The organism is Acidovorax sp. GW823-FHT05D11 (genome assembly GCF_058795695.1).
Genome location: NZ_CM179502.1, coordinates 1,578,300 through 1,600,545 on the forward strand (window position 1 = coordinate 1,578,300; position 22,246 = coordinate 1,600,545).

Here is a 22,246-nt window from a genome sequence, read left to right on the forward strand (position 1 = left end):
CCGGGCCAGCGCCTCTCGGCCAAGGCTGACATTCGTCAAGCAATGGGGCAGTGTAGAAAGCCGTCACCGCATTCGGTTTCAGGCAGATTGATGCTTCAATTCAAAAAAAATGAATTGAGAGGGCCTGAGCGCTCAAAGTTCCCCAATGCTGTGCGGCTTGTGCATGGCCCGGGGACGGGGGAGGCGCTGGGCATGGGGAATGCCCCATCAGGGTGCATGCCGAGGGACTGAAACCGCGGCGGGGCGCGTGGTGGCGGTTACCGCAAGCGCGCACGGCGCGGTGCGGCGGCCTGCCTTGAGAAAAGGGAGAGGCCGGGGTGCTTACTGGCCGAGCGCGGCCTTCTTCCAGGCCTCGGCGGCAGCGGCCTCGTCCCCGCGCTTTTCGGCCAGTTCCGCCAGATGGCGCCAGGCGCTCGCCCGCAGGCTGGTGTCGGCGAGCTGCTGCGCCGCCTGGGTGAGCAGCTGCTGGGACTTGCCCCACAGCTGGCGCTTGAGGCAGGCCATGCCCGCCAGGTACTGCAGGCGCGCATCGCGCGGGTTGGCCTGGTGCGCGGATTCGATGCGGGCCAGCCAGGGCGCGTCCAGTGCGTCCAGCCCGGCTTCGAGCGCGCGTACCAGCTTCAGCGCATGGTGCTCGGCCAGTGCGTCGGGCAGGTCCACCATGCGTTCCCACACCGGAAGCAGCCAGGCGCGCACCTGGGTGGCATCGCCGCCCAGGGCGGCCAGCCGCTGGGCGGCATGGATGGCGAGTTCGGGCATGTTGCGCTCGGAGGACTCCAGCGACATCCAGATCTGCTGCAGCTGCGCGGTGTCGTGCGCGCTGTTGATGAGCTCGGTGGCCAGGCCGCGCACGATGCTCTGGGCCGCGGCGGGCGAGAACGCGCGGTGCTTGCCCAGCAGGCGCGCGGTATCGAGCGCCTCCTGCGTCTGCCGTGCCAGCCGGGTCGCCTTGAGCTTGATGCGCAGCGACAGCGTGCGCCGCGCCGCGCCCTGGGGCAGGGCGGCCAGGCGGTCGAGCGCCGCGCCCGCATCGCGGTCGTCCAGCGACCAGCGGGCCGCGCGCATCTGCGTGCCTTCGCGCATTTCCTGCTCGCTCACGGTGCCGCGCGCGGGGGCTTCCTGAAGCGCGTCCTGCAGGTGGCTCTCGCGCGTGGCGCTGTCCTGCAATGCGTGCGAGGCCTCGGCCGCGATCATGTGGGCCAGGGCGCGCAGCTGGCGGCCGTGGGGCACGGCCTCGCCGGCGGCGCCCAGCGCATGTTCCTGCGACAGCGCGGCCACCGCCGCCTTGCGCGAGCGGATGAAGCGCCCGCCGAGCATGTGGGTCAGCGCATCGAGCAAGGCCGCGTGCATGGCGCGCTCCTTTTGCTGCACGCGCCAGCGGCGGGCCTGGTGGGGCAGTTCCAGCAGGGCGGCCAGCGCGCGCAGCGCCGCGTACACGGTGACGAAACCGCCTACCAGCAACAGCACCACCATGTTCAGCGACAGGTCGATGCGGTAGGGCGGCCAGTACAGGGTGACGGTGCCCTGGTTGTTGCCCGCGAACAGCGCGGCGGCCACGGCCACGCCAAACAATGCCAAAAGCCAAAGTGCTGCGCGCATGTCGTCAGTCCGTTATTCCACCGCGCAAGGCGGCGCCCGCAGCCCGTGGCACGGGCGCGGTCCAGGCGAGCGCCACCGTGGAACTGGCTGTGCCAGGCCACCGGTGGCGTCCCCCTCCCGCAGGAGAGGGGGAAGGCGCGAAGCGACTCAGGGGGTGATTCATTTACCTTCCCGCTGCGGCAGTGGCCAGCGCGGACAGGGTTTCGTCCAGGCGCGGCTGCTCGGCCGCCTTCATGCTGGCCTGGGCCGTCTGCAGCGTGCTGGCCGCGTTCTGCGTGCGCCGCGAGGCCGGGTCGAAGTACTTGTTCAGCGCCACGGTGGCGGCGGCCAGGTCGGCCCGGGCCGAGTCGAACTGGCGCGCGAGCACGCCCAGGCGGGCGTTGAGCAGCTTGAGCTTGAGGTTCTCGCGCAGGAAGAAGGTCTGTTCGGGCGCCAGAAGGATCGCCTCGGGCTGGTCGATGCGGCTCACCCGCACCAGCCCCCGGGCCTCGTCGCGCACCACTTCCCAGCTGCGCTGCAGCGCGGCCTGCCACCAGGCCATGCCGCCGGTGGAGGCCGGCATGCCGCCCGGCGCCGGGGGCGCGGCCGACAGGCGCCGCGTGGCGGCGGCCTGGGCCACCGCATTGAGCACGGGCAGCTCGTCCACCTGGCGCACCAGGTCGTCCAGGCGGGCCAGCAGGCCGGCGGTGTCGGTGACGGTGGCGCGGGTCAGGCGGTCCAGGTCGCGGCCGATGGCGCGCTGCACGGGCGCCAGCCGGGGCTGGGCGGCGCGCTCGATGCGCAGGTTGGCGCTTTTGAGCGCGGCCACCAGGGGCTCCAGGCTGCCGGTGAGCTGTGCCTGCTGCTGGGCCAGGCGGATGGCGGATTCGATGTCCACCACCAGGTTCTCGTCGCGCGAGCGCGACAGGCTCTGCATGAGTTCCTCGAGCTGGCTGCGTTGCAGCGCCACCTCGCTCACCCGCGCCTCGGCCACCGACAGGCGGGCGGCCGTCTCGCGCACCAGCTCTTCGGCCTGGCGCGCCATGGTGCGGGCCTCGATGGCCTGCGCGCCCGAGTCCGCAGACTGCCGGGCGAGCTGCTCCTGGATGGAGCTGAGTTTTTGCCACAGCAGGCCGCTGCTGACCAGTGCCGCCGCCGCCACGGTGCCCAGCAGCAGCGTCACGGGGCCGCCCCGGCCGGGAGCGGGTGCCGGCGCGGCGTGCGAAGGCGCGGGGCCCGCTGCGGGTGCGCCCACGGGCGCGCCGCCACGGGGGCTGCGGCGGGTGCAGGGGGCAGATCGTTGGGGGGCACGAAACTCATGCCGCCGATTCTATCGAGGCCACCACGTCTTCCAGGGCCGGACGGCATTCCCGCACGGCGCCAAAGCCCGCCGCACGGGCCGCCTCGGCGATGCGCGGGTGCGTGGCCAGCGCCTGCGCGGCGCCCCAGGGCTGGCCGGGCAGGGCCTCGGCCAGGTGGGCCACGGCTTCGGAACTGCTCAGCAGCCAGAGGGAACCATCGTGCGCCGCCTGTTGCGCCAGCGCCACCTCGTGCGCTGAAAAGCGGGGCGCGCCGCGTTGGTAGGCCACCACAAACTCCACCGTGCCGCCCGCTGCCTCGATCTGGCGGGCCAGCCAGTCGCGGCCGCTGCCCTGGGCGGACTCAGGCACGCTGCCGGATCTTCCGCGCACGATCAGCACGCGGTCGCCGGGCCGTACCTGCGCGGCCACCTGCTGCCACAGCGCTTCCGAGTCGAACTGCGGCGCATCGGGCGCCGGACCGTCGATGCAGGCCGAGGGCACGCCGGCCTGCTCCAGCGCGCGCGCCGTGCCGGGGCCGGGTGACCATGCTCTTGTTTTGATAGCGGTCAGCGCTTGTCCATCCAGCGCTGGAGGCCTATTGGATCCAAAAAAATGGGCCACGGCATTGCCACTGACAAACATCAGGGCGCGGTACTGCGCAAGGTGGGCCCTGGCCCGGGCGAGCGCCTGCTGCGCAGCGGGGTCGCGGCAGGGGCCGATGGCGATGAGCGGCAGCGCCACGGCGCCGATGCCGTGCGCGCCCAGCATCTCCACCCAGTGCGCGGCCTCGCGGGCGGGCCGCGTGACGATCACCCGGGGCGAGGGCATGGGCGCCTCAGGGTTGTGGAAGGCTGGCGGGGTCCGCGCCCCGTGCGCCGCCCGCGCGCAGGCGCTGGGCAATCGCGTCGCCCAGCGCTTCGGCCTGCGCCAGTGTGCCGACGGGGGCGCTGGCCTGCGCGCGCACCAGCGGGGCTTGGCCGTCCGGGTCGCCCCAGGCGGCATCGAGCTGCAGCACGCCGGCGGCCAGCGTGCCGTGCGCCGCCAGCGGCATCGAGCAGCTGCCGCCCATGGCGCGGCTCACGGCGCGCTCGGCGGCCACGGTCAGCCAGGTGGGCTGGTGGGCGAGTGGCGCCAGCGCGTCGATCAGGTCTTGCCGGTCGCTGCGCACCTCGATGCCCAGCGCGCCCTGGCCCGCCGCGGGCAGCATGGCCGTGGGCTCGAACGTGGCGCGGATGCGGGAGGCGAGCCCCAGGCGTTTCAGGCCCGCCGCCGCCAGCACGATGGCGTCGTACTGGCCTTCGTCCAGCTTGCGCAGGCGCGTGTCCAGGTTGCCGCGCAGCGGCTCGATCCTCAGGTCGGGCCGCAGGGCCTGCAGCAGCACCTGGCGGCGCAGGCTGGAGGTGCCCACCACCGCGCCCTGGGGCAGGGCATCAATGTTCGGGTAGTTGGGCGAGACAAACGCATCGCGCGGGTCTTCGCGCTCCATCACGCAGGCCAGGGCAAAACCCTCGGGCAGCTCCATGGGCACATCCTTGAGCGAGTGCACGGCGATGTGCGCGCGGCCTTCTTCCAGCGCCACCTCCAGCTCTTTCACGAACAGACCCTTGCCGCCCACCTTGCTCAGCGACCGGTCCAGGATCTGGTCGCCCTTGGTCGTCATGCCCAGCAGCTCCACCGTGTGGCCTCGTGCGCGCAAAAGGGCCTGTACATGCTCGGCCTGCCACAGGGCGAGACGGCTTTCGCGCGTGGCAATGACGATGGTGAGGGGTGTCTGGGGCATGCTCAAGTTCGTAACCTGTTTGTAATCATTCAGGGGCGGGCGATGCTAGCATGCGCCCGCACTGGGGCTGGTGCGGCCCGGGGGCATGCCGGGCGGACGGCGCCGGCGATCCCCCCATCCCATTCCGGAGACCACCGCATGAAACGATCCGACAAGGACCAGCCCCTGATTGACGACATCCGCCTGCTCGGCCGCATTCTGGGCGACGTGATCCGGGAGCAGGAGGGCGTGGCCGCGTATGAGCTGGTGGAGCAGGTGCGCAAGCTGTCGGTGGCGTTCCGCCGCGATGCCGATCAGGAGGCCGACCGCGCGCTCAAGAAGCTGCTCAAGTCGCTCTCGGGCGACCAGACGGTGAGCGTGATCCGCGCCTTCACCTACTTCAGCCACCTGGCCAACCTGGCCGAAGACCGCCACCACATCCGCCGCCGCGCCGTGCACGAGCGCGCGGGGGACACGCAGGAGGGCAGCATCGAGGTGGCCCTGTCGCGCCTGCGCTGGGCGGGTATCGCTCCCAAGACGATTTCGCAGACGCTGGCGGGCAGCTACGTGGCCCCGGTGCTCACGGCCCACCCTACCGAAGTGCAGCGCAAGAGCATTCTGGATGCCGAGCGCGACATTGCCCTGCTGCTGGCCGTGCGCGACGACATCCAGGTGCGTGCCCAGCTGTACAACAGCGCCAAGGACGCGCTCACCCCGCGCGAACTGGCCGCCAACGAAGCCCTGCTGCGCGCCCGTGTGGCCCAGCTGTGGCAGACGCGCCTCTTGCGCTACAGCAAGCTCACCGTGGCCGACGAGATCGAAAACGCGCTCTCTTATTACGAGGCCACCTTCCTGCGCGAGATCCCCAAGATCTACGCCGACCTGGAGAACGAGCTGGGCCAGTACCCCGTGCACAGCTTTCTGCGCATGGGCCAGTGGATCGGCGGCGACCGCGACGGCAATCCCAACGTCACCGCGCAGACCCTGCAATACGCACTGGGCCGACAGGCCGAGGTGGCCCTGCGCCACTACCTGACCGAGGTGCACTACCTGGGCGGCGAGCTGTCGCTGTCGGCGCGCCTGGTGCAGGTGTCCGCCGAGATGGAGGCCCTGGCCCTGCGCTCGCCCGACACCAACGAACACCGCCAGGACGAGCCCTACCGCCGCGCACTCACGGGCATCTACGCCCGCCTGGCGGCCTCGCTCAAGGAACTGACCGGCGGCGAAGCCGCGCGCCATGCGGTGGTGCCGCAGAACCCCTACGGCAGCGCCGAGGAGTTCCTGGCCGACCTGCGGGTGATCGAAGCCTCGCTGCAATCGCACCATGGCGAGGCCCTGGCGGGCGAACGCCTGCACCCCCTGATCCGCGCCGTGCAGGTGTTCGGCTTCCACCTGGCCACGGTGGACCTGCGCCAAAGCTCCGACAAGCACGAGGAGGTGGTGGCCGAACTGCTGGCCAAGGCGCGCATCGAGCCCCACTATGCGGGCTTGCAGGAAGCCGCCAAGCGCGCGCTGCTCATCAAGCTGCTGAACGACGCGCGCCCGCTGCGCGTGGTGGGCGCCGAATACTCTGCCCATGCCAAGGGCGAACTGGCCATCTTCGAAACCGCCCGCGTGATGCGCGAGCGCTTCGGCCACGAGGCCATCCGCCACTACATCATCAGCCACACCGAAACCGTGAGCGACCTGCTCGAAGTGCTGCTGCTGCAAAAGGAAGTGGGCCTGATGAATGGGACCTTGGACACCGAGTCCAAAAACCACCTTATCGTGGTGCCGCTGTTCGAAACCATCGAAGACCTGCGCAACGCGGCGCCCATCATGCGCGAGTTCTATGCACTGCCTGGCGTCGCCGCCCTGGTGCAGCGCAGCGGCGGCGAGCAGGACATCATGCTGGGCTACAGCGACAGCAACAAGGACGGCGGCATCTTCACCAGCAACTGGGAGCTGTACCGCGCCGAGATCGCCCTCGTCGAACTCTTCGACGAACTCGCCACCAGCCACGGCATCCAGCTGCGCATGTTCCACGGCCGGGGCGGCACCGTGGGCCGGGGCGGCGGCCCGAGCTACCAGGCCATCCTGGCGCAACCCCCCGGCACCGTGCGCGGCCAGATCCGCCTCACCGAGCAGGGCGAAGTCATCGCCTCCAAATATGCCAACCCCGAGATCGGCCGACGCAACCTGGAAACCCTGGTGGCCGCCACGCTCGAAGCCACGCTGCTGCAGCCCACCAAGCCCGCCACCAAGGCGTTCCTCGACGCCGCCGCGCAGCTCTCGCTGGCCAGCATGGGCAGCTACCGCGCGCTGGTGTACGACACCCCGGGCTTCACTGAATATTTCTTCAACTCCACGCCGATCCGCGAGATCGCCGAACTGAACATCGGCTCGCGCCCCGCCAGCCGCAAGGCCAGCCAGAAGATCGAAGACCTGCGCGCCATCCCCTGGGGCTTCAGCTGGGGCCAGTGCCGTTTGACGCTGCCCGGCTGGTACGGCTTTGGCTCGGCGGTCGATGCGTTCGTGAACCTGGAAGGCAAGGACCCCAAGACCCAGCTGGCCCTGCTGCAAAAGATGTACCGCCAGTGGCCGTTCTTCCGCACGCTGCTGTCCAACATGGACATGGTGCTGGCCAAGAGCGACCTGGCGCTGGCCTCGCGCTACAGCGAACTCGTGACCGACGCGCGCCTGCGCAAGAAGGTGTTCACCAGCATCGAGGCCGAATGGCACCGCACGGCCGAGGCGCTCACGCGCATCACGGGCGACAAGCAGCGCCTCACGCACAACGCGGCGCTGGCCCGCTCCATCAAGCACCGCTTTCCGTACATCGACCCGCTGCACCACCTGCAGGTGGAACTGGTGCGCCGCTGGCGCGCGGGGCAGGGGGATGAGCGGGTGCAGACGGGGATTCACATCTCGATCAACGGGATCGCTGCGGGGCTGCGCAACACGGGCTGAGGTCGTCGGCTTCCCTGGGGGGCGGTGGCGCCCTTTGCAAGATGCGGGCAGGCCCGATAGCATGGGCCCAGGGGGGAGAGGACACGCGGGCAGATCGCCGGCCGCCTCTTCGGACGGGGGCGGGGAATCTGGGGGCTGCCGGGCAGGCTCCAGGCGGCATCCTCGCGGTCGCTTCAGGGTGGGAGGCATGGCTTGGGCATTGATCTTGCGTTCTGGCGGCTGTTACTGTCCCGGCGGCTGGAGGCCGTGGCGAGGGCCGACGCGATGCGTGCCATTCGCGAAGGGCTGCTCTGGGTCCTGCCGTGCCTGATGGTGTCGGCCGTCCTGCTGGTGCTGTCGGTGCTGGCGCGCATGCTGGGCCTGCCGGCCTCCGTGGCCGACTTGCTGGCGGACCTGCACGGGGAGATCAGCCGCATCCTGCCGCTGCTGATCACCGCCTCCATCGGCTACATGCTGGCCATCCGCCACCGGTTGCCACGCTTGCCCGTGGCCTTTCTGTGTTTCGTCCATGCCGCGCTCGCCGCCTACCTGCTGCGCGGCCATCCGCGGGCGGCGGCCACGCTGGTGCTGTTCATCGCGATTGCCGCCCCGCTTGTCACCGTGCCGCTGATGGCCTGGCTGATGCGGGTGCGCGGGCTGCGGGTCGCGCGCATGGCCCAGGTCAGCGAGAACGTGGAGGACGCCATGAACATGGTGGTTCCCGGCATCGCCACCACCGCGCTGCTGGTGGTCGTTCTGGCCTTGCTGCAGCAGTGGGAGGGGCTGGTGCACTGGCGCCTGCCCATCGATGTGGCCAACCCCGATCAGTCCTATCTCAACGCCGTATTGCTCACGGGCCTGAATTCGCTGCTGTGGTTTTTTGGCATCCATGGCTACCACGCGCTGCAGCCGCTGTTCCAGTCCCTGGACCAGGCCGTGGGCTGGAACGCCCTCGCCCTGCTGGCCGATCAGGTGCCGCAGCATCCCCTGAACGCGGGCCTGCTGGGGGCATTTGCCTTCATCGGCGGCTCGGGCGGAACCTTGTCGCTGGTGCTGGCCGTGCTGTGGCGCGCCCGCAGCCCCGGCCTGCGCCTGCTCGCGCTGGCGAGTCTGCCGATGGCGCTGCTGAACGTGAACGAGCTGCTGCTCTTCGGCATCCCGCTGATCCTGAACCTGCGGATGCTGCTGCCGTTCCTGGCCGTGCCCGCCCTCAATGCCTGTCTGGCGCTGGCGGCCGTGCAGGCGGGCTGGGTGTCCGTGGCCAGCATGCCCATGCCGCTCAATGCGCCGGTCGTCTTCAATGCCTATGTCAGCACCCAGGGCGACTGGGGCGCGGTGGCCCTGCAGCTGGCGCTGGTGCTGCTCGGCGCCTGCCTGTATGGGCCTGCGGTGCGCTCGCTGGAGCGCCACAACGAAACCACCGTGCACCTGCCCGGGCTGGACACCACCTTCACCCGCCTGCAGGAGGAGGGAAGCCTCTATGCGCGCGATCCCGTGGTGGTCGCACAACAAGGCCAGGCACGCCGCGAGGAACTGCTGGCCCAGGTGCGCCGCATGGGGGACTACGAATTCTTCCTGGAGTACCAGCCCCAGGTGTCGCTGCGCACCGGCCGGTGCACGGGCTGCGAGGCCTTGCTGCGGGCCCGCGATTCCCGGGGCCGCGTCCAGCCCCCCGGGGCGTTCCTGGCCTGGCTGTCCGAGGCGGGCCTGATGAAGGATGTGGACCTGTGGGTGGCGGCTGCGGCGCTGCGGCAGTACCGGCGCTGGCGCAACGCGGGCTTCGAGCTGCCCATTTCCATCAACATCACGGGCCCCACGCTCATGTCGCAGGAGCACTGCATCCGTCTGGTGGACCTGATCGCGCCAGCGGCCGGCTGCATCAGCATCGAGCTGACCGAGGATGCCCTGGCCGCGGATGTCTTCGGAATGCGCAACGCCATCGCCCGTGTGCACGCTGTGGGCGCGAAGGTCTCCATCGACGACTTTGGCACCGGCTACTCATCCCTGAGCTACCTGCATGCCTTCGAGGTCGATACGATCAAGATCGACCGCAGCTTCGTGCTCGCCAGCGCGCAGGCGCAGGGAGGGCGGGTGCTGGAAGGCCTGCTCAACTTCTGCCAGGGGCTGGGCTGCGGAATCGTGGTGGAAGGGGTCGAGACCGCCGAGCAGCTGCAACGGCTGCCCCGGACCATGGACCTGGAGGTGCAGGGCTGGTATTTCGGCCGGGCGGTGCCTGCAGACGAGCTTCCCGCGTTCGTGCAGCAGCGCCTGGACCTCAGTCCCCCAGCAACTCCCCCACCGCCTTCAGATCCTCCACCCGGTCGCACACCGCCTTGACGGCCATCATCACCGGGATGCCCAGCAGCAGGCCCCACAGGCCCCACAGCCAGCCCCAGGCCAGCACGCTGACGAACACGGCCACGGGGCTCATGCTGCTGGTGCGGCTGGTGAGCCAGGGAGTGAGCAGGTTGCCCACCAGGGTATGGATGACCAGCGACGCGCCGCCGATGGCCAGCGCCATGTCCAGGGTGCCGAACTGCAGGAACGCCACCAGGGCCGATGCGCCGGTGACCAGGGCCGAGCCGATGTAGGGCGCGAGGTTGAGCACCCCGGCCACCACGCCCCACACGGCCGCGTTCTCCAGGCCCAGGGCCCAGTAGGCCAGGCCCGTGGCCACGCCCACCAGGGCGCTGGTGAGCACCTGCACCAGCAGGTAGCGCTGGATCTGGTTGGTGATGTCTTCCAGCACGTGGATGGTGACCTTGCGCCGTTCCAGGCTGGTGCCCGCGATGCGCAGCAGCTTGTTGCGAAACAGGTTGCCGGAGGCCAGCGCGAAGAAGGTGAGGAAGACCACCACGGTGAGCTGGCCCAGGGCCGACATCAGCCCCATGGTGCCGCTCCACAGGTAGTCGCGGATGTTGAACGGAGGGCGCTCCACCACCACGCGCTGCACGCCCCGCCGGGTGGGGCTGGCGGCGCTGTTTTCGTTGGCGGCCTGCTCGATCTGCGTGGCGGCCTTCTGCACGGTGTCGAGCGGGCTGCTGGTGCCTGCGCGCGCCTTGATGCTGTCGCGCACCTTCTTGGCGGCCACGGGCAGCGAGTCGACGAGCTGCGCGGCCCCGTCGCTCAGCGACCAGGCGGCGCTCGCCAGCCCGAAGACGATGGCGATGAGCAGCACGCCCGCGCCCAGCCAGCGCGGCACGTGGCAGCGCCGCAGGAGCTCGACGGCGGGCCGCAGCGCCGTGGTGAGCAGCAGGCTGAGCATGATGGGGATGAACACGGCGCTGGCCCAGTGCAGCAGCGCCACGCCGGCAAACAGGGCCAGCAGCGCGAGCGAGAGGTTGCGCACGTCCACGGGCATGTGGAGCATGAGCGGGCCGGTGAGGGGTGCGGTGGCTGCGGGCGCGCCGCTTGGCAGCTGCGCAGGCGGTGGGGGGCTGTCTTGGGTTGACCTGGCTTTGGCGGGTGGGGCCGCTTCGGCCGCTTGGGCCGCTGGTGCGGGGCCGTCCGCCACAGGCGCGTGGGGGGGCAAGGTCGGGGCTGCGTCAGCGGCGGGGTTGTCTGGCTGTGGCGGCTCGGCAGCGGGGGCGGGCGGGGATGCAGGGGTGGGCTCGGTCATCATGCGCGGATTGTGATGGGACTCGGGCCTGCTGGGTTGTAGGTCGGGCTGACATGCAGCGTGTCGGCGGCGGGATGCTGCGGTTCGCACGCTCTGGCGGGTGGTTTGCCCGGCGACCCGCCAGCGGTGCCTGTGTGGCAGGGTTCGGCGCCCTGCCCGGTGGCATCAGCACAGCGGCAGCGGGCGCTTCTTGTTGAGTGCATCCACCGTGCCCAGCAGTTGCTGCCAGTAGGTGGGCAGTGACGACCACGAGGCGCCGATGGCCAGATTGGTGGCATAGACCATGCCGGTGTTCAGGCGGGGCCGGTGGGCGTGCTTCACGGCGGCCTGCATGTCGGTGCAGGTGCTGGCGGTGTGAACCAGCATGGCCTGGGCGGTGTTGTCCTTGGCGTAGACCCAGGTGCTGGCGGGCTGGGGGTCTGTGGCCTGGTAGGCGGCGGCATTGCCTGCGTAGGTGACCAACGTGTCGGCCACACCCGCATAGGCCGCTACGGGGTAGGTGCCTGGGTTGCCGATCACGGTGGGCGCGTTGGGCGGCGTGGCGCCTTTGCTCATGCCCGAGGCCCGGGCCTTGGCGTAGTTGTAGACGTCCTGAAAGTACGCCAGCCGTGCGCTGTCGGTGGCCATGCCGTCCAGGAAGAAGCCGTCGAGCTGGTCGGGGTAGAGGCGGATGTAGTTGTCGATGGTGGCCTTCACGTCGGCCACCGAGCGCGACCCGCCGCTGCCCGAGGTGGCCACGTAGGCGACGACTTTGTTGGTAGTGCCCGCCACGGCCTTGAAGTCTTTGATGGCCGTAAGCAGGTCGTCGTCAACCTCGGAGTCCGCAGTCAGCACGCCGTCGCTGGCGCTGGCCACGGCGGTGATCTGCACGTCCGGGTAGCTGGCTGCGCCGCTGGTGAGGGTGGCCCAGGGCGACGAGGTGCCGCTGGCGCTGAAATACGCGGGCACCAGCACCTGCAGGTTTTTGTGGGTGGGGCGCACGTAGTACGTGAGGCTGTCGCCCGCCGTGTTGGCGCTGCTGGTGGCCGTGGCGCTGACCTGGAAGGTGGCGCTGGGCGGCAGGCTGCTCACGGTGAGCGTGGTGCTGGCCACGCTGGCCACGGTGGTGGGCGCCACGGGGGAGAAGGTGGCGGCTGCGGAGGGGTTGACGGTAAAGGTGACCACCGTGCCGTTGGGGGCTGCGCCGCCGTTGACGGTAACGTCGGCCGCCAGCGGCTCGGATGCGCCGGGTTCGAGCACGTTCTCGGTGGGCTGCACGAAATGCAGCGTGACGGGCGCGCTCGCGGGCGGCGGCGGGGCGGCCGTGTTGTTGTCCTTGTCCGTGGCGCCGCCGCAGCCCGCCAGAGCCGCAGTGAGGGCCATCAAGGACGCGAGGCGGTGGGTGCGGGTTGTGGTGAGCATGGTCGTGACGGAGTGTTGGTATGAATGGGTTGATTGTGAAGGTTCGTGCGGGCGGCTCCAAGGGCTGAAACGGCCGCTTTGACCGGGAAAAACGGCCTTGTTGCGCCGATTGCAGCAGGCGGGCGCCAGTACCATGGCCCACATGCCATCCTTCCTTCACCGCATTCCGGCCGCCGCAGCAGCCTTGCTGTGCGCAGCGCTGCTGGTCGGCTGCGGCACGCTGGACGTGCCGCGTGCCGACAACTATCCCGCCACCGGCCAGAAGAAAGCCCGTGCCGTGCACCACTGGGATGTGCTGGCGGGCGATGTGGCCGGGCGCGTGGCCGAAAAGATCGCATCCTGGCCCGAGGGCGAATACCCGCTGTACGTCACGGTGGCGGACAACTCCAGTTTCAACCAGAGCTTTCTCAAGTTGCTCAAGGTGCACCTGCTGAACCGGGGCGTGGCGGTGTCCACGGTGCCCACGGCGGTGGAGCTGGAGGTGCAGACGCAACTGGTGCAGCACGGGTCTGGCTCGCCGCGCGGCCTGCCCGTGCCCATGGCCGGCACCATCATCGGCACTGGCGTGGGCGTGTGGCGCGACTGGGCGGTGCACTATTCCGACCGCACCCTGTTGCCGGGTGTGGCCACGGCCCTGGGCGTGGGGGCGGGGGTGGCGCTGGACATGGCCCAGCTCTACACCCAGGGCGCCGCTGCGGGCGGCCCCACGCGCACGGAGGTGCTGATCACATCCACGCTCAAATCGCGCGACAGGTACCTGGCCGGCACGGCCGATCTGTACTACATCGAGGGGGCCGACGCGGTGCTGTATCAGCCCGAGCGGCCGCCCGCGCCTGCACCGATGACGCCCGTCAAGACCTGGCGGGTGGTGGCGCCATGAAGGGGCTGTGGACGTCGCAACAAGCTCCCCGGGGCGCACGCGCCGCCAGCTGGTGGGCGGCCGCCGCTTTTGCGCTGGCGGGCCTGCAAGGCTGCGAGACCACCAACCCCATGCACAGCTACTACTACGGCGACCGGGCGGGCGGAGTATCGCGCAGCAACCTCATCGAGCTGAATGAACGCGCCACCGATGCGCTGCTGCAGACCGCACCGCTGGACGCCAACCAGCCCGTGCTGGTGGCCACGCTGGTCAGTGTGGACCGGCTCACCGAATCGTCGCGGCTGGGCCGCATCTTCTCCGAGCAGATCGCGGGCCGCATGGTGCACCGGGGCCTGAAGGTGACCGAGGTGAAACTGCGCGAGAACCTGCTGCTGCAGCGCGACCAGGGCGAGCTGCTGCTGTCGCGCGAGGTACGCGAGGTGAGCCAGGCCCAGGACGCGCAGGCGGTGGTGGTGGGCACGTACGCGGTGTCCACGTCGGTGGTGTACATCAGCCTCAAGCTGGTGAACCCCGTGGGCAACACCGTGGTGGCGGCGCACAACTATGCGGTGCCCATGGATGAAAACGTGCGGGCGCTGCTGGCCGGGAGGTAGCAGGGCGCTCGCAGGCCTCAACCGGATTTGATATTAATTTGATAGCTGCTTGCGCTTGTTTTATAAGCGCAAAGTGCCAGTTTGACTTGGATTCTTGAACGCTCGACCCGACCGGGCGAGCCTTGCGAACTGGCGCTGCCTTCTCCCTTGCCAGGGATGCCAGGCAAGGGCCGCCCCGCAGCGAGGGCATCGTCCCCTTTCCCGAATCGCGTAGCGGTTCGAGAGAAGGGGGAAGCGGCAAAGCCGCTCGGGGGGATGTACTTAATGCAGCATCAGTGCACCGGCCGTCTTGCTCTTGCCAGCGCGGGCGGGTGGGTTGCACAGGCCACAGGTGAAATGGCGGTTCTCGTACAGCTCGGTCACGAACTGGCCGCTGCACTGGGCGCACTTGGTGCGGGTGAGCATGCCGGCATCCACGAACTTCACCAGACGCCAGGCGCGGGTGAACGACAGCAGGGGTTCGATCTCGGCCGTGGCCACCTGTTCGTTGTACAGGCGGTAGGCCTTGGTCAGCAGCTCCACCGAATCCAGGTCCACGCCCTTGGACAGGTATTCGTAGATGTTCAAAAACAGCGAGCTGTGGATGTTCTCCTGCCAGGTAAGGAACCAGTCGGTGGAGAAGGGCAGCTGGCCCTTCGATGGCGACTTGCCCGCGATTTCCTTGTACAGGCGGATCAGGCGCTCGTACGACAGCGTGGTTTCCGACTCCAGCACCTGCATGCGGGCGCCCATCTGGATCAGCATGGCGGCGCGTTCGATCTGCTTGGATTCGTTCAGAACGCTCTTGGCTGGGGCTTTGGCGGCGGTGGTGGAGGACATGGCGGGCTTTCGGCGAGAGAGATGGAGGGCGTTCGGTGCAAAGGTCTGGCGGTGGGCTCAGAGCACTTCGGACACGCGGCTGGCCATCAGGATGTTGGCGTGCAGCGTGTTGGTGGCCTCGTTGCCCACCTTCTTGGCCGAGTGGTTGGTGAGCAGGCTCCACACCAGGTTGTCGTCCACGCGGAAGCTGCAAAGAAGCGTGTTTCTGGAGGCCAGTTTCATCACTTGCGCCGCCGACAGCGATGCGAGAATATCGGCAGACTCCTCGTTCATGCCCAAGCGGAACACGGCCTCTGCCTTGTCCTGGCGAATCAGGGTCTGGGCCAGCATCAGGTAAGTGAGGTTGGCTTCGCGGATTTCAGCGAGGAGTTGTTCGTTGGTCATGGCGGCTTCCTTTGTTCCAGTTCCGGGTCTTGCGTGGTGGCCTGCTGTTTGCAGGTTTTCGCGATCCGTTGAAATGGATTGTGAAACCGCCCCAATCAAAAATTAAGTCGGGGTTTGGCTGTGCCGCGTGTCTGGTTCTGCGGTGGGCTGTGTAGGAATTTGCCCTACACGCACATCAGGTGCAGGCTGGCATTTCAGGCGGTGGTCGTTGCTGTGGCAGTGGGCCCAGGCTGCCCACTTCTGTTCATGGTTTTGATAGCACCCTCAAAACCATCTTTTTTGCACTTTTACAACCTGCGCTGCCGTGCTGGACGCTGGATCAGCCTTTTTCGACCGGGCGCGTGGGGTCTGAACACCACTCGCTCCAGCTGCCAGCAAACAATGCTGTCGGGCCGAGGCCGGCTATCTCCATGCCCAGCAGATTGGGCACGGCGCTCACGCCGCTGCCGCACTGGTGCACCACGGTGGCGGGGTCACGGCCGCCTAGCAGCGCTTCAAATTCAGAGCGCAGCACGTCAGCAGGCTTGAAGCGGCCATCGGCGGCGATGTTCTCGGTGAACGGGCGATTGAGCGCGCCGGGAATGTGGCCCGCCACCGGGTCCAGCGGCTCCACCTCGCCACGGTAGCGGGCACCCGCCCGCGCATCGACCACGGTCTGGCCGGGCTGCCGCAGCCGGGTCAGCACGTCAGCGGCAGTGGCCAGCCGGCGCAGGGGTTCGCCCAGCTGGAAGTTGGACTGAAAGCGCGCGGGTTCCTCGCCGCTGGCCACCGGGCCGCCCGCGGCCTGCCAGGCCTGCAGGCCGCCATCGAGGACGGCCGCTGCATCGTGGCCCGCCCACTTGAGCATCCACCACAGCCGGCCGCAGTAGTTGGCACCCTGGCGGTCGTACACGACGGCCTGCATGTTGTTGGCGAAGCCCACGCTGGACAGCCACATGGCAAACCGTTCGCGGCTGGGCAGCGGGTGGCGGCCGCCGGACGCGGGCAGGTCGGCTTCCTGCGCGGTGAGCGTGCCGCCGGCGCCGGGCGCGCCGTGTCTGGCGCTCAGGTCGTTGTTGAGGTCGGCGTACACGGCGCCGGGAAGGTGGGCCTGCGCGTACTGTTGGGCGCCCGCGCTGGGATGCATCAGGTCGAAGCTGCAGTCGAACACCATCAACGGCGCGCCGCTGGCGGCCAGGGCTTGCAGTTCGGGGGCGGAGATGAGGGTCGTGTAGGTCATGGGGTGCGGTCCGGTGCGAAGGGAAAGACGGGCTCCATTGTGTCCAGTTGGAAAGCCGATGGCATGCCCACTTCGTATCAATGTTCTTCGGCCGGCGCGCCGGGCGCGGCGCGGGCCCGCAGGATGGTGGCCACGATGCCGCTGCCCACGATGAGGGCCATGCCGATCCAGCCGATGGGCGGAATCTTGTCGCCAAACAGCAGCACGCTGTAGACGGCGGCGAACACGATCCCCGAATACTGCAGATTGGCCACCACCAGCGTGCCGCGCTGGGTCTTGGCGCTGGCGTAGGCCTTGGTCATGCACAGCTGGCCGCCCGCGGCCAGCACGCCGATGGGCAGCAGCCACAGCGCCTGCCAGCCCGGCCAGGCCGAGGTGCCGGTGAACAGCATGGCCACGCCGCCCGCCACCGCCGAGCCGACGGCGAAGTAGAAGACGGTGCGCGACTCGGGCTCGCCCAGGCGCGACAGCGCCACCACCTGCATATAGGCAAACGCAGCCGTCAGGCCCGACATCAGCCCGATCAGGCCGGCAAAGGCCTGGTTCTGGTCCAGGCTGGGGCGCAGCATCAGCACCACGCCCACAAAACCGACCAGCACGGTCAGCACCAGCGGGCCTTGCAGGGCCGGGCGCGGGGTGGCTGGCGAGGGGCGCCAGGCCAGCAGCGTGCCCCCGATCAGGAAGGCGGCGATCCACACGCTGCTCATGTAGTTGAGCGTCATGGCCGTGGCCAGGGGCAGGTGGGCGATGGCGAAGAACCAGGCTCCGAGCGAGGTCACGCCCACCAGGCTGCGCCAGGCGTGCATGCCGGGGTATTGCGTCGCCAGCGTCACCTTTTGCGAGCGCGCCAGCAGCCACAGGATGAACATGCCGATCAGGCCCCGGTAGCACACCAGCTCGGCCGAGTTGAAAAAGTCCGACGCGATCTTGACGCACACGCCCATGCTGGCAAACAGGAACGCGGCCAACACCATCCAGAGGGCTTGCATCGGGTTGTGGTCTCTCGAGGCGCGCCGTGGGGCGCAGAAATGAAAATAGCTGCCAGCGCTTATTTTTTAAGCACTGGCAGCTATTGTAATGAGAGCAGACCATGGTGGGCCTGCGGATTGGCGGGGTTTTGCCGCCGTATTCAGCGTTTTGGCGTTGCCGGGTCGATGGTGTCCGAGCCCATCGCCTCGCGGTACCACTCGTGGAAGTGCTGCATGCCGTCTTCCATGGGGCTTTGGTAAGGGCCCACTTCGTTGTCGCCACGGGCCAGCAGGGCCTTGCGGCCGGCGTCCATGCGTTCGCCGATCTCGTCGTCCTCGATGCAGGTCTCCATGTAGGCGGCCTTCTGCGCCTCGACGAATTCGCGCTCGAAGGCGGCGATCTCCTCGGGGTAGTAGAACTCCACCATGTTCAGCGTCTTGGTGGGGCTGACGGGGTGCAGCGTGGACACGGTGAGCACATGCGGGTACCACTCCACCATGATGTGGGGGTACAGCGTGAGCCAGATGGCTCCGTGCTTGGGCGGCTTGCCCTCCCGGAAGGCGAGCAGGGCCTCATGCCAGCGCTCGTACACGGGGCTGCCGGCCTTGCCCAGGCGGTTGGCCACGCCCACGGTCTGCACCGAGTAGTTCTTGCCGAACTCCCAGCGCAGGTCCTCGCAGGTCACGAAGCTGCCCAGGCCCGGGTGGAAGGGCCCCACGTGGTAGTCCTCCAGATAGACCTCGATGAAGGTCTTCCAGTTGTAGTTGCACTCGTGCAGCTCCACGTGGTCGAGCACGTAGCCCTCGAAGTCCAGGTCGGCGCGCGGGCCCATCTGGGCGAGGTCGGCGGCCACGTCGTAGCCGTTGTCCTCGAACAGCAGGCCGTTCCACTCGCGCAGCTTGTAGTTGTTCAGGTTCAGGCAGGGGTCGTTCGCGAAGTGCGGGGCGCCCAGCAGCTCGCCCTGGGGGCTGTAGGTCCAGCGGTGCAGGGGGCACACGATGTTGCCGCCCGCGCTGCCCTTTTGCTGGGTGTGCAGCGAGCCCTTGCCCTTGAGCATGACGGCCTGGCGGTGGCGGCAGACGTTGGAGACGAGCTCGACCCCGCCCTGGGCGTTGCGCACCAGGGCGCGGCCCTCGCCCTCCTGGGGCAGTGCGTAGTAGTCGCCGACGTTCGGCACGGACAGTTGATGCCCCACATAGCGGGGCCCGCGCTGGAAGATGGACTCCAGCTCGCGCTGGAACAGCGCATCGTCAAAGTAGCTTGAAACTGGTAGTTGGCTTGCGGCCTGCTGCAGTTGAAGACTTAAATCAGACATGGGTGACCTGACCTAAAGACTCCCCACAGGGAGGTGCGCCTGGGCGCATCTGGAAAAAAGAAACCGGCTCAGGAGATGAGCCGGCTCGACGGGAATGGGATTATAGGCGGTGGGGTTATTCCCGCATCCCACTTACGTGTATTGAAACCCCTGTTCCGGCCATCTGCTCACGGCGCGCCGCGGCCCCGTGGCGGGCCGGACACAGGCTTCTGGCGCCGGGGGCGGAGCGCGCCGGGGGGCGTCCCGCGCCGCGCCGCGGTGGTGCGCCTAAAATGACCGGTTTTTCACCCGCGCACCGTCGCCCCCTCCATGCCCAAGGCTCCCGCAACTCCCGCGCCCCCCGCCGAACCCGCTAGCTACGAAGCGGCGCTGGAAGAGCTGGAGCAACTCGTGGCCCGCATTGAATCGGGCCAACTGCCGCTGGACCAGATGCTGGCCGGCTACCAGCGCGGTGCGGCGCTGCTGGCGTTCTGCCGCCAGCGGCTCGATGCCGTGCAGGACCAGATCAAGGTGCTGGACGAAGGACAGCTGCAACCATGGAACCAGGAATGAGCGCGGTGCCGATGGCGTGTGCGAGCCGACCCCTTGACATGAATCTCTGGAGCCAGAACCACCTGGCACGCGTGGAGCAGGCCCTCTCGCAGTGGGTGGGCCACGGCGCGCCCGCCGGGCTGGGCGATGCCATGCGCTACGCCGTGCTCGACGGCGGCAAGCGCCTGCGGCCCCTGCTGGTGCTGGCCGCCTATGAGGCGGTGTGCAGCGGTGCCTCCGCCTCCGCGGTGTTCGACGACGCGGCGCTGCGCGCGGCCTGCGCGGTGGAGCTGATCCACGCCTACTCGCTGGTGCACGATGACATGCCCTGCATGGACAACGACGTGCTGCGCCGGGGCAAGCCCACGGTGCACGTGCAGTTTGGCGAGGCCCAGGCGCTGCTGGCGGGCGACGCCCTGCAGGCCTTTGCGTTCGAATTGCTGACGCCGGACAACACCCTCATCCCCGCGGCCACCCAGGCCGCGCTGTGCCGGCTGCTGGCCTGCGCTGCGGGGTCGGCCGGCATGGCGGGTGGGCAGGCGATCGACCTGGCCAGCGTGGGGGTTGCGCTCACGCAGGACCAGCTGCGGCAGATGCACCGCCTCAAGACGGGCGCGCTGCTGCAGGGCAGCGTGCTCATGGGCGCGGTGTGCGGCCATGCGGTGGGCGCGGCGTACCAGGCGCTGTCCGACTATGGCGCCGCCATGGGCCTTGCTTTCCAGGTGGTCGACGACATCCTGGACGTGGTGGCCGATTCGGCCACGCTGGGCAAGACGGCGGGCAAGGACGCGGCGGCCGACAAGCCCACCTATGTCTCGCTGCTTGGGCTGGAGCCCGCGCGGGCCCATGCCGACGAACTCCTGGGCGAGGCGCATGCGGCGCTGGCCCGCAGCGGCCTGCCCGATACCCGCGCACTGGCGGCCCTGGCGGACATGGTGGTGCGCCGCTCGCACTGAGCAGGGCCCGGGCCGTGCCGCGTCGCGATGAATAAACATACCAAACTGGCCACTGGCGCTTATCGGTAAAGCGCTGGAAGCTATAAAAAGAATAGTAAATGTCCACGACGTCCTTTCCCCTGCTGCAGAACATCAATGACCCGGCAGACCTGCGCAAGCTCTCGCGCGCAGACCTCAAGGCGCTGGCCACCGAACTGCGCGAGTTCGTGCTGCAGAGCGTCTCCCAGACCGGCGGCCACCTCAGCTCCAACCTGGGCACGGTGGAGCTGACCGTGGCGCTGCACCACGTCTTCAACACCCCCGAAGACCGCCTCGTGTGGGACGTGGGCCACCAGACTTACCCCCACAAGATCCTGACCGGCCGGCGCGACCGCATGCATACGCTGCGCCAGCTGGGCGGTATCTCGGGGTTTCCGCAGCGGGCGGAAAGCGTGTATGACACCTTCGGAACCGCGCACTCGAGCACCAGCATCTCGGCGGCACTGGGCATGGCGCTGGCCGCCAAGCGCAAGGGAGAAGACCGGCATGCGGTGGCCATCATCGGCGACGGCGCGATGAGCGCCGGCATGGCCTTCGAGGCGCTCAACAACGGCGGCGTGGCCGACGCCAACCTGCTTGTCGTGCTCAACGACAACGACATGAGCATCAGCCCGCCCGTCGGTGCGCTCAACCGCTACCTGGCCCAGCTCATGAGCGGCCAGTTCTACGCCGCCGCCAAGAACGTGGGCAAGACCGTGCTGCGCCCCGTGCCGCCCTTGCTGGAGCTGGCCAAGCGCTTCGAGCAGCAGGCCAAGGGCATGGTGGTGCCCGCCACGCTGTTCGAGAAGTTCGGCTTCAACTACATCGGTCCCATCGACGGCCACGACCTCGATTCGCTGATCCCCACGCTCGAGAACATCAAGAGCCTCAAGGGCCCGCAGTTCCTGCACGTGGTCACCAAGAAGGGCCAGGGCTACAAGCTGGCCGAGGCCGACCCCGTGGCCTACCACGGCCCCGGCAAGTTCGACCCGGCCGTGGGCCTGGTCAAGAGCAGCGCCGCGCCGAAGCCCACCTTCACCCAGGTGTTCGGCCAGTGGCTGTGCGACATGGCCGCGCACGACGGGCGCCTGGTGGGCATCACGCCCGCCATGCGCGAAGGCTCGGGCATGGTCGAGTTTGAAAAGCGCTTTCCGGACCGCTACTACGACGTGGGCATCGCCGAGCAGCACGCCGTGACGTTCGCCGCCGGCATGGCCTGCGAGGGCGTCAAGCCCGTGGTGGCGATCTACTCCACCTTCCTGCAGCGCGGCTACGACCAGCTGATCCACGACGTGGCGCTGCAGAACCTGCCCGTGGTGTTCGCGCTCGACCGCGCCGGGCTGGTGGGCGCGGACGGCGCCACGCATGCCGGGGCGTATGACATCCCGTTTGTGCGCTGCATCCCGAACATGAGCATGGCCTGCCCGGCCGACGAGCGCGAATGCCGCCAGTTGCTGAGCAGCGCCTTCGAGCAGGACCACCCCGTGGCCGTGCGCTATCCGCGCGGCAGCGGCGCGGGCGTGGCGCCGCTGGCGGGCCTGGACAGCCTGCCCTTTGGCAAGGGCGAGATCCGCCGCGAGCGCCAGGGCACCCGTGCCGGTGCCCCGCGCATCGCCATCCTGTCGTTTGGCACGCTGCTGTACCCCGCGCTCGAAGCGGCCGAGGCGCTGGACGCCACGGTGGTCAACATGCGCTGGGCCAAGCCCGTCGACGAGGCGCTGCTGCGTGAAGTGGCCGAGCGCCACGATGCGCTGGTCACGCTGGAAGAAGGCGCGATCATGGGCGGCGCGGGCAGCGCCGTGACCGAAGCGCTCAACGCCATGGGCATCGTGTGCCCGGTGCTGCAGCTGGGCCTGCCGGACGTGTTCATCGAGCACGGCGATCCGGCCAGGCTCCTGGCATTGCAGGGGCTCGACGCGGCGGGAATCCGCAACGCGATAGAGAAGCGGTTCCCGGGCTAGGGCGAACGGCCGCGC

General features: G+C 68.9%; 18 protein-coding genes. 7 read left to right on the forward strand and 11 right to left on the reverse strand.

Annotated features, from left to right (window positions below):
• Positions 1-321 precede the first annotated feature (321 nt).
• The 4 genes from AC3RCE_RS07220 to hemC form a co-directional block, all read right to left on the reverse strand.
• A complete protein-coding gene (locus AC3RCE_RS07220; protein ID WP_218293748.1) occupies positions 322-1,599 on the reverse strand; it encodes a heme biosynthesis HemY N-terminal domain-containing protein in 1,278 nt (425 codons plus the stop codon).
• A 163-nt stretch (positions 1,600-1,762) separates the two neighbouring features.
• Positions 1,763-2,833 (reverse strand): uroporphyrinogen-III C-methyltransferase, encoded by a 1,071-nt coding sequence (locus AC3RCE_RS07225; protein WP_492254820.1) that lies wholly within the window; start codon positions 2,831-2,833, stop codon positions 1,763-1,765.
• Between the two features lie 61 nt (positions 2,834-2,894).
• A complete protein-coding gene (locus AC3RCE_RS07230; RefSeq protein WP_492254821.1) occupies positions 2,895-3,707 on the reverse strand; it encodes a uroporphyrinogen-III synthase in 813 nt (270 codons plus the stop codon).
• A gap of 7 nt (positions 3,708-3,714) precedes the next feature.
• Positions 3,715-4,659, reverse strand: a complete 945-nt coding sequence (hemC, locus tag AC3RCE_RS07235; RefSeq protein WP_218293751.1) for a hydroxymethylbilane synthase — start codon at positions 4,657-4,659, stop codon at positions 3,715-3,717.
• Positions 4,660-4,797: 138 nt separating this feature from the next.
• Between hemC and ppc the strand changes: the two genes are divergently transcribed.
• Together ppc and AC3RCE_RS07245 are read left to right on the forward strand one after the other, a co-directional pair.
• A complete protein-coding gene (gene ppc / locus AC3RCE_RS07240) occupies positions 4,798-7,587 on the forward strand; it encodes a phosphoenolpyruvate carboxylase (RefSeq protein ID WP_492254822.1) in 2,790 nt (929 codons plus the stop codon).
• 264 nt (positions 7,588-7,851) lie between these two features.
• Positions 7,852-9,903 carry an EAL domain-containing protein gene (locus AC3RCE_RS07245; protein ID WP_492255363.1) on the forward strand — a complete coding sequence of 684 codons (2,052 nt, stop codon included), beginning with the start codon at positions 7,852-7,854 and terminating at the stop codon, positions 9,901-9,903.
• Here the strand turns inward: AC3RCE_RS07245 and AC3RCE_RS07250 are convergent.
• A complete protein-coding gene (locus AC3RCE_RS07250; protein ID WP_492254823.1) occupies positions 9,842-11,188 on the reverse strand; it encodes an AI-2E family transporter in 1,347 nt (448 codons plus the stop codon). The two genes, AC3RCE_RS07245 and AC3RCE_RS07250, sit on opposite strands and share 62 nt — an antisense overlap.
• Positions 11,189-11,350: 162 nt before the next feature.
• On the reverse strand, positions 11,351-12,586 hold the full coding sequence (locus AC3RCE_RS07255) for a spherulation-specific family 4 protein (RefSeq protein WP_492254824.1): 1,236 nt from the start codon (positions 12,584-12,586) through the stop codon (positions 11,351-11,353).
• A gap of 142 nt (positions 12,587-12,728) precedes the next feature.
• On the opposite strand from AC3RCE_RS07255, the gene AC3RCE_RS07260 reads away from it, so the two are divergent.
• Positions 12,729-13,466 carry a hypothetical protein gene (locus AC3RCE_RS07260; protein WP_228899943.1) on the forward strand — a complete coding sequence of 246 codons (738 nt, stop codon included), beginning with the start codon at positions 12,729-12,731 and terminating at the stop codon, positions 13,464-13,466.
• On the forward strand, positions 13,463-14,059 hold the full coding sequence (locus tag AC3RCE_RS07265; protein ID WP_304505111.1) for a FlgO family outer membrane protein: 597 nt from the start codon (positions 13,463-13,465) through the stop codon (positions 14,057-14,059). Before AC3RCE_RS07260 ends, AC3RCE_RS07265 begins: the two co-directional genes overlap by 4 nt.
• A gap of 261 nt (positions 14,060-14,320) precedes the next feature.
• On the opposite strand, the gene flhC is transcribed toward AC3RCE_RS07265, so the two are convergent.
• From flhC to AC3RCE_RS07290, 5 genes are all read right to left on the reverse strand, one after another.
• Positions 14,321-14,878, reverse strand: a complete 558-nt coding sequence (gene flhC / locus AC3RCE_RS07270) for a flagellar transcriptional regulator FlhC (RefSeq protein WP_218293757.1) — start codon at positions 14,876-14,878, stop codon at positions 14,321-14,323.
• A 57-nt stretch (positions 14,879-14,935) separates the two neighbouring features.
• A complete protein-coding gene (gene flhD / locus AC3RCE_RS07275) occupies positions 14,936-15,262 on the reverse strand; it encodes a flagellar transcriptional regulator FlhD (protein WP_008902803.1) in 327 nt (108 codons plus the stop codon).
• 319 nt (positions 15,263-15,581) lie between these two features.
• The gene (locus tag AC3RCE_RS07280; RefSeq protein ID WP_492245777.1) at positions 15,582-16,481 is read right to left on the reverse strand and encodes a sulfurtransferase; all 900 of its coding nucleotides are present in this window, start codon (positions 16,479-16,481) and stop codon (positions 15,582-15,584) included.
• Between the two features lie 77 nt (positions 16,482-16,558).
• Complete coding sequence (locus AC3RCE_RS07285) at positions 16,559-17,470, reverse strand: DMT family transporter (protein ID WP_218293761.1); 912 nt, start codon at positions 17,468-17,470, stop codon at positions 16,559-16,561.
• A 140-nt stretch (positions 17,471-17,610) separates the two neighbouring features.
• Positions 17,611-18,765, reverse strand: a complete 1,155-nt coding sequence (locus tag AC3RCE_RS07290) for an aromatic ring-hydroxylating oxygenase subunit alpha (protein ID WP_218293762.1) — start codon at positions 18,763-18,765, stop codon at positions 17,611-17,613.
• Between the two features lie 309 nt (positions 18,766-19,074).
• On the opposite strand from AC3RCE_RS07290, the gene xseB reads away from it, so the two are divergent.
• The 3 genes from xseB to dxs all read left to right on the forward strand — a co-directional run bounded on the left by xseB (position 19,075) and on the right by dxs (position 22,231).
• Positions 19,075-19,317, forward strand: coding sequence for an exodeoxyribonuclease VII small subunit (xseB, locus tag AC3RCE_RS07295; RefSeq protein WP_218293763.1), 243 nt, complete (start codon positions 19,075-19,077; stop codon positions 19,315-19,317).
• Positions 19,314-20,252, forward strand: a complete 939-nt coding sequence (locus AC3RCE_RS07300; RefSeq protein WP_218294430.1) for a polyprenyl synthetase family protein — start codon at positions 19,314-19,316, stop codon at positions 20,250-20,252. The genes xseB and AC3RCE_RS07300 overlap by 4 nt, the downstream gene beginning before the upstream one ends.
• A gap of 98 nt (positions 20,253-20,350) precedes the next feature.
• A complete protein-coding gene (gene dxs / locus AC3RCE_RS07305; protein ID WP_492254825.1) occupies positions 20,351-22,231 on the forward strand; it encodes a 1-deoxy-D-xylulose-5-phosphate synthase in 1,881 nt (626 codons plus the stop codon).
• Positions 22,232-22,246 lie beyond the last annotated feature (15 nt).